The sequence below is a fragment of the Microbacterium psychrotolerans genome, from assembly GCF_031085295.1.
In the GTDB taxonomy this organism is placed as follows: domain Bacteria; phylum Actinomycetota; class Actinomycetes; order Actinomycetales; family Microbacteriaceae; genus Microbacterium; species Microbacterium psychrotolerans.
Map to the genome: position 1 here is coordinate 1021626 of NZ_JAVFWO010000001.1, position 6907 is coordinate 1028532.

Here is a 6907-nt window from a genome sequence, read left to right on the forward strand (position 1 = left end):
GCCGTCAGCGGGCTGTCGCGTCGATGGTGACGTGTGCGACGCGGCCCTCGCGCCCGGTCGCGGGATCGACGTAGCGGATCCCGATCGCGTGCGCACCGGGCGCCATGTCATAGACCACGCGCAGGAGCGGCGGGCCGGTGAGCACGTGGAGATTGCCCGTCCAGGCGCCGTCGACCGAGACGGCGACGGTCCTGCCCTGCTCGCCGCTCAGCTGCAGGTACAGGTCGTCGGCGAGACCGTCGCGGTCGGCGTCCTCGAGGCGCGCGTCCAGCGAGCCGTCCGCGGCGGTCACCGTGGGTGCCGGGAGGAGGAACGGGCCCACGGGGGCGCTCGGCTCCGAGGGCCGCATCGCCGTCACCGTCTGCACGGCCCGCACCGTCATGCCGGTGTGCAGCAGGTCGCCGGGGATGGTGGCCGAGAAGCGCCCGTCGGCGCCCGCCGTCACGGTCACGAGTTCGCTGCCGGACTCGTCGACCAGCGCGACGCTCGCTCCGGGCGTTCCGGCGCCCGTGATCGGCGCCGGGATCGCCGCCGAGAGGTTGCGCGGGGTATCCAGCGCCGGGCTCGCCGTCTGTACCGGCGGGCTCGGGGTCGTCGGGGTCGGTGCAGGTGTGGTCGGGGTGGTCGGCTCCGGGGCCGGCGTCGTCGGACCGGGTGGCGGCGCGGGGGTCGGCACCGGTTCGGGCTGCGCCCGGGGAGCCGGCACGGGCGGGGGGAGCGGCCCAGGTGGCGGCGCCATTTCCCCCCCGGGCGCCGGCACTGCTTCATCGGGCTCGATAGCCGGCTCTTCGACAGGCGGCGCCACGCCGGCCGCGGCATCCGTCCCGGCCGGCGCGTTCGCCGCGACCGGAGCCCGGCTCGCCGGCGGGTCCCATGGGGCCACCGCGAACACGATCGCTCCCACGGCGACCGCGGCCACGGTGACGACCCCCGCCGCGATCGCCAGGGCAGGGAGGGCGGTGGTGGGGGGGGGCCCCCCCCCCCGCCCCCCCCCCCCCCCCCCCCCCCCCCCCCCCCCCCCCCCCCCCCCCCGCCCCCGCCCCCCCCCCCCCCCCCCGCCCCCCCCCCCCCCCCCCCGGGCGGGGGGGGGGGGGGGGCGGGCGCTCCCCGCGCCGGCACCTCCGCCCGAGGCGCCCCCCGCGCCCATCTCCCCAGAGCCGGACGCCCCGCCACCCCCGGTGGGCGTTCCGGCGACCACCGCTGCCACGGCCGGTGTGGCATCGGCGGTGTAGGCGAGGGCCCCAGCCCCGCCGAGTACAAGGGGCAGCAGCACCATGCGGAGCTTCTGCGAGACATGCTCGAGGTCGGCCGCGACGATGCGGCAGGCCTGGCAGGTGCGCAGGTGCGCGTCGAGGCGTCGCCGGTCACCGCGGGCGACCGCCTTGCGCTCGCCGGCCACGAGAAGCTCGCACACCCAGCGGCACTCCGGCGGACGCGCGGGGTCGCTGACGTGGGCCTGCAGCCAGGCCTGCTTGAAGCCCTCGCGGGCACGGTATGCGAGCGCCGACACCGCGTTGGCGCTCATGCCGAGCAGCGGTGCCACCTCGCGGGGCTTCATGCCCTCGACCTCGATGTACCAGAGCAGCGTCCGCCAGCGGGCCGGCAACTCGCGGAACGCCTGCGCGAGCACGGAGCGGTCGGCGACGAGTTCGGCGAACTCGGCGGCGGAGTCCGCGGCCCGCTCGTCCAGGTCGTCGAGCGGAACCTCGCTGGCGCGCCGACCCCAGGAGGCGGCGGTGTTGCGGATGGTGGCGAAGAGGTACGGACGGAAGCCGTCCTGCGGGCCGCCGCCCTTGCGGATCGCGGAGAGGATCGACGCGAACGCCTCCGAAACCAGGTCGTCGGGATCGACGTGCGGGCTCACGGCTCGCGCCGCACTGCGTGCGCTCGCGACGTGCCGCTCCCAGAGCACCGCGTACGCGGCCTCGTCGCCCCCGCGCGCGAAGACGACGAGGTCCTCGTCGGCCCGCTCGCTCAGCGGACCGTCGACGACGGCGCGGTGGGGGCTGGTCACGATCTCTCCTCGCCGGGTGGGCGCTTCAGGTTTCAGCCGGCGACGGCGGATCGGCGCCAGGCTAGCGACGCGCGCTGGGAAACCGCTGGTCAGTGTCCGGGCGCGCACGCGGAACGGGTGTGCACAGGGCAAGACGCGTGCGGCCGTGAATCATGACGCCGGGCGCCGAAATCGTCCGGAGATTGCATGGCGTGGGGCGACGGACGGCTCTTCGCGGCGCGATACCGTGCCGCTGTGACCGCGTCCGCCGCACCCGCCGACGAGCAGCACCGCCGTCGCGACGTGCCGGTGGGCGTCGTGATGGTGGGAATGGTGGCGATCGCGTGGTGGCCGGCCTTCACGCTCGGCGCCTGGGGCGAGGTCTTCTTCGACGACATCCTCGCGCTCTGGGCCGCCTCCACCGCGGCCTTCGTGTTCGTGCTGGTTGAGCGACGGCCCGTCGGCGGCAGGCTCGCGCGGGCCTTCGTCCTCCTGCTGCCATCGGTGTGGCTCGTCCTCAACTTCGTGGTCGCCGATGACACCGCCGACCTCGCGCTCGCCATCGTCGACCTCGCCGCGATCGCAGCCGTCCTGCTCGGCATCCCGTTCACCCTGTGGGTGCTGGTGCGCGTCGTCTGGCCGGATTTCGCGACCGAGACGCGACGACGCACGAAGTGGCTCATCGCACTCGTGGTGCTCGGCGTCGCCGTCACCTCGTTCGTGCTCGGCCTCAACCAGGAGCACTTCCTCACGTGCAGTGACTTCGCGATCAGCGGCAACTCCGAGCCGCCGGGCTGCACGCCCGATCCGACCGACTGACCCCTGCGCCGGCGGTGGCCGGGTCAGAAGATCATCGGGCGGTCGTCATCGTCGGGGCCTTCGAGATCGAGGTCGACGACGACGGGCACGTGGTCGCTCGGTGCCTCGCCCTTGCGCTCGTTGCGGTGGATGGTCGCGCCGGTGACCGCCTCGGACACGGCGTGGGATCCGAGGATGAAGTCGATGCGCATGCCCTCGTTGCGGGGGAACTTCAAGCGCTTGTAATCCCAGTAGGTGTAGCCGGTGGGGATCAGCGGCCGCACGACGTCCTGCAGGCCGGCGGCCTCGAGTGCGGCGAACGCCTCGCGCTCCGGCGGCGACACGTGGGTCGAGAAGCCCGGGACGACCGCAGGGTCGCCGTTGTCGGCATCCGTCGGCGCGATGTTGAAGTCGCCGACCAGCGCGAGGGCGAGATCGGGGTTCCCCGCGAGGGAGTCCGACGTGTACTGGCTCAGGGCCGAGAGCCAGTCGAGCTTGTAGAAGTAGTGGGGGTCGCCGAGCGAGCGGCCGTTCGGAACGTACAGGCTCCAGACCTCGACGCCGCCGATGGTCGCGCCGATGGCACGCGCCTCCTGCGGCGCGTCGGGACCGTTGTGCCCCTTCTCGAAGCCCGGCATGCCGGGAAACGCGGTGCGCACGTTCGTGAGCGGCTCGCGGCTCGCGATCGCCACGCCGTTCCACTGCGAGAAGCCGTACGCCTCGACGTGGAAGCCCGCCTCCTCGAAGCGGTCGAACGGGAACTGCTCGGACTTGCACTTGATCTCCTGCATCGCCAGCACGTCGATGTGCTCGCGCACCGCGAAGTCGACGATGCGGTCGACCCGCGCGCGGATGGAGTTCACGTTCCAGGTGGCCAGGCGCATGGAATCAAGCCTAGGCGGGGCCGCGGACGCCGTGGAGCGGCCCGCCCCCACGCCCCTGGACGCATCGCCGTGCCCGTGGGAGCCTCGAGGTGTTCGGGTGCCGGCCGCCGCCCGGGCGTATCAGTGCCGCGCGAGCGGTTCTCCTCCTTGACAGCGGCCGCGTCCGCGGCCGGGAATGAGGTCTCCCATGGACCACGACTGCGGCTGCGGCCGCGCGGCATCCGCCGCGCCGGACGCGCCTCTCGAATTCGATGCTGACGGCGAGCTCGTCGTCGGCCCCGTCATCCGCCCCGAGTTGCTGACCCGACCGTGTGCCATCGGCACCCTCGACGGCTCCTGGCTGCTCGAGCTGGAGCGACGCACCGTGTTCGGCCCCGAGGTGCGCGGTGCGCTGCGCATCGAGGTGGGTGCCTCGTCGCTGCGCGTCTCGGGCGACATGTACTCACGCCGGGTCTTCCCGCCGGTGTTCACCGAGCTCGAGCTCGAGCGGCTCCGGCCGATCCCCGTCCCGATGCCGGGCGGCGGACTCCGCGCCGACTCCGACGCCGAGTCCGGCGAGCGCGACGTCTCCGAGGACGAGACGGCCATCCTCTCCGAGTTCCTGCCGCTGGGCCTGCGCTGGTATCCGGCATTCCCGGCGTCGGAGTACTCCTGGTACTTCCGTTCGAACGGCTCGACCTACGTCGACGGCACGCTCACCGTCCAGATCGTTCGGCACCTGTGGAACCGCACGACGCAGGAGTTCGTGTCGACCGACACGGGCACGCTCACGCTCCGCTGCCGGCGACCGCTCGTCGTGACGACGGCGTCGACCATCCTGGGGGAGTCGCAGCGCATGACCGGCACGCTCTCGATCGGCGGCACCGTCACGAACGTCAGCGCGCGCAAGACGTCGCCCATGTATCGCGGCTGCCGCATCGAGGTCGACGCCATGGTCAACCGCGTGTTCCCGGCATCCGCCACCATCGGGTCGGGAGCAGCCGCCACCGTGCGTTCGGTCTATGCCGGCGCGGGGTGGGACGTGACCGTCGTCACCGACGAGATCACCGTGCCGAACGACGCCGATCTGACCAACGCGGAGCTCGCGACCCTGATGTCGGGGCACCGCCAGACGGTCAGCGGCGAGTCCTGGCGGCTGTGGCTGTTCGTGGGGTCCGCGCAGGGCGGCCTGTTCGGGATCATGTTCGACGACGACACCGTGCCCCGAGAAGGAGCCGCCGGGTTCGCCGACGTGCAGCTCGGGAACGACTCCTTCATCGCCGCGGCGGCCCGCGGACGCCCGCTCGACGAGGTGCCCGCGGCGTTCCTGCGCACCCTGGTGCACGAGGCGGGGCACGCGTTCAACCTGTGGCACCCGAAGCACGACGTCCACAATCCGGGCATCGGCATCGAGATCATGAACCAGACCGGCGACGTCATGGGCTTCGCCACGACGGCCAATCCCTACCCGGGCAATGCCTCGTTCGCGTTCTCGGACCATGACCGCACGTCCCTCATCCACTCGCCCGACCCGCAGGTGCGCCCGGGCTGGAAGAACTTCGGATGGGGGCACGGCGACCTGTCCGCGGGCCTTCCCGCCCCAGTCGATGCCGCGGGGCTGGGCGTCGATACGGGCGACGAGGGGCTGGAGCTGTCTGTCGCGATGCCCGCGCAGGCGTTCGTCGGCGAGTATGTCACCGCCGAGGTCGTCCTCACCAACGTGTCGACCGAGCCGCGGACGGTCACGACGCTGATCAATCTGTCGGAGGGCGACCTCGTCTTCCTCCACACGCCGCCCGACCACTCGCTCCAGCATCTCGTCGACGTCGCGATCGGCTGCGGCCCGCGTCCGACGACGGTGCTGCAGCCGGGCGAGTCGATCCGCAACCACGTCCAGGTGTTCTTCACGAACCAGGGCGTGACCTTCACGGAGCCCGGGCGCCACACGGTCGCCGCGCAGCTCGAGGTCGATCCGATGACGACGGTGCGCTCCGCGCCGGTGACGGTCGACGTGCGCGGGCCCGGCTCGGACGCCGAGGTCGACATCAGCGCGAAGACGCTGACGCCGGGTGTGGGTCGCGCGATCGCTCTGGGCGACTTCGCGACGGATGCCGCCGCCCGGGCGATCCTGACCGATCTGGCCGAGCAGCACAGCGACACCGACACCGGCGCGGCCGGGGCCCTCGTGCTCGCGAACGCCCTCGCCCGGTCGTTCACCGACGTCCGCGCCCGCGATGTGCGGGAGGCGGCACCGGACGAGGCGGCTCACTTCCTGGAGCTCGCGGTGGCGGGCAGGTCGGCCGAACGCGTCGCCGCACTCGCGGTGACGGTGGCGAGCCCGACCGAGAAGGACGCCCCGGTGGTGGCCGACGCGATCGCGGCGCTGAAGGCGCGGGGGAAGGGCGGAGCCCGTTCGGCGGCAGGCAAGGACATCGCCGCGGCCGAGCGCATCGCCGCCGACTTCGTCCAGCCGAGCGGCCGGTGACGGTGGCAGCTCACGGCGGTTCGACAGGAGATGTCGCCTTCCGCAGGAGATCCGAACGCTCAAGCGTCCTGTGGAGGCGAGATCTCCCGTGGAGGATGACACGGGGCCCGCGCCGAGCAAGGATCGAGCCGTGACACCACACGTGGACGGCAGCGGGCTGGAGCTTCGGCTGCAGCCCGCGGCGCCGACCGTCCCCCTCGATCGCATCGCGTTCGCGGACGTCGAGCTCGTCGCCACCGGCGCTGCCGCGACGGTCAGCGCCCGGCTGAACCTGGTCGAGGGCGACCTCGAGATCGAGGTGTCTCCGCCGGGCGGTGCGCCACGGCGCGCAACGTGGCCGTGGCCGGTGGACTCGGCGCCGCGATCGGTCGAGCTGGCTCCGGGTGAGCGCTTCGTCGCATCGGTGCCGCTGGTCGCCTCGGGCAGTGCGCCCCTGTTCCCGGTGCCCGGTCGCTACGTCCTGGTCGCACGGTTCGCGGTGCGCCCGGGCGAGACGGTCGCGTCCGCGCCGGTCGCGCTCGTGCGGACGGCCCCCGCCGATGCCGCGCTCGCGGCGGAGCTCGGCGACCGCGACGTGATCCAGAGCCTTCTCGGCGCCGGCGTGATCGGCGCCTCCGAACCGTCGCTGGAGCGGCTGGCCGCCTCGGGCGACGCGGGCACCGCCGCCGCGGCGAACCTCGCGCTCGGCCGCGCCGACGCCCTCGCCCGTGCCGCGGACGATCCGGCGGTGACGCGCGCGGTCGCGGCGCTCCTGCCGCCGGGCGCCAC

The 6907-nt window shown here is 73.4% G+C and carries 5 protein-coding genes and 1 pseudogene; 3 read left to right on the plus strand and 3 right to left on the minus strand.

The window, feature by feature from the left end; all coding sequences use genetic code 11:
* Positions 1–4: 4 nt before the first annotated feature.
* Positions 5–676 (minus strand): Ig-like domain-containing protein, encoded by a 672-nt coding sequence (locus tag Q9R08_RS04470; protein ID WP_308866633.1) that lies wholly within the window; start codon positions 674–676, stop codon positions 5–7.
* An 852-nt stretch (positions 677–1528) separates the two neighbouring features.
* Positions 1529–2122: pseudogene (locus Q9R08_RS20840) on the minus strand (RNA polymerase sigma factor); the annotation flags it as partial.
* Between the two features lie 126 nt (positions 2123–2248).
* Between Q9R08_RS20840 and Q9R08_RS04480 the strand changes: the two are divergent.
* Entirely contained in the window at positions 2249–2812 is a 564-nt protein-coding gene (locus Q9R08_RS04480) for a hypothetical protein (RefSeq protein ID WP_308866636.1), read from the plus strand.
* Positions 2813–2835: 23 nt separating this feature from the next.
* On the opposite strand, the gene Q9R08_RS04485 is transcribed toward Q9R08_RS04480, so the two are convergent.
* Positions 2836–3675: an exodeoxyribonuclease III gene (locus Q9R08_RS04485; RefSeq protein ID WP_308866637.1), complete on the minus strand. Its 840-nt coding sequence runs from the start codon at positions 3673–3675 to the stop codon at positions 2836–2838.
* A 187-nt stretch (positions 3676–3862) separates the two neighbouring features.
* On the opposite strand from Q9R08_RS04485, the gene Q9R08_RS04490 reads away from it, so the two are divergent.
* Together Q9R08_RS04490 and Q9R08_RS04495 are read left to right on the plus strand one after the other, a co-directional pair.
* On the plus strand, positions 3863–6139 hold the full coding sequence (locus Q9R08_RS04490; protein WP_308866638.1) for a hypothetical protein: 2277 nt from the start codon (positions 3863–3865) through the stop codon (positions 6137–6139).
* A 130-nt stretch (positions 6140–6269) separates the two neighbouring features.
* A partial coding sequence (locus Q9R08_RS04495) for a hypothetical protein (RefSeq protein WP_308866639.1) occupies positions 6270–6907 on the plus strand: 638 nt, incomplete at its 3' end.

Coding starts and splice junctions, on each gene's coding strand:
- Q9R08_RS04485 (WP_308866637.1), bottom strand. CDS start 3,675: ATGCGCCTGGCCACCTGGAACGTGAACTCCATCCGCGCGCGGGTCGAC.
- Q9R08_RS04490 (WP_308866638.1), top strand. CDS start 3,863: ATGGACCACGACTGCGGCTGCGGCCGCGCGGCATCCGCCGCGCCGGAC.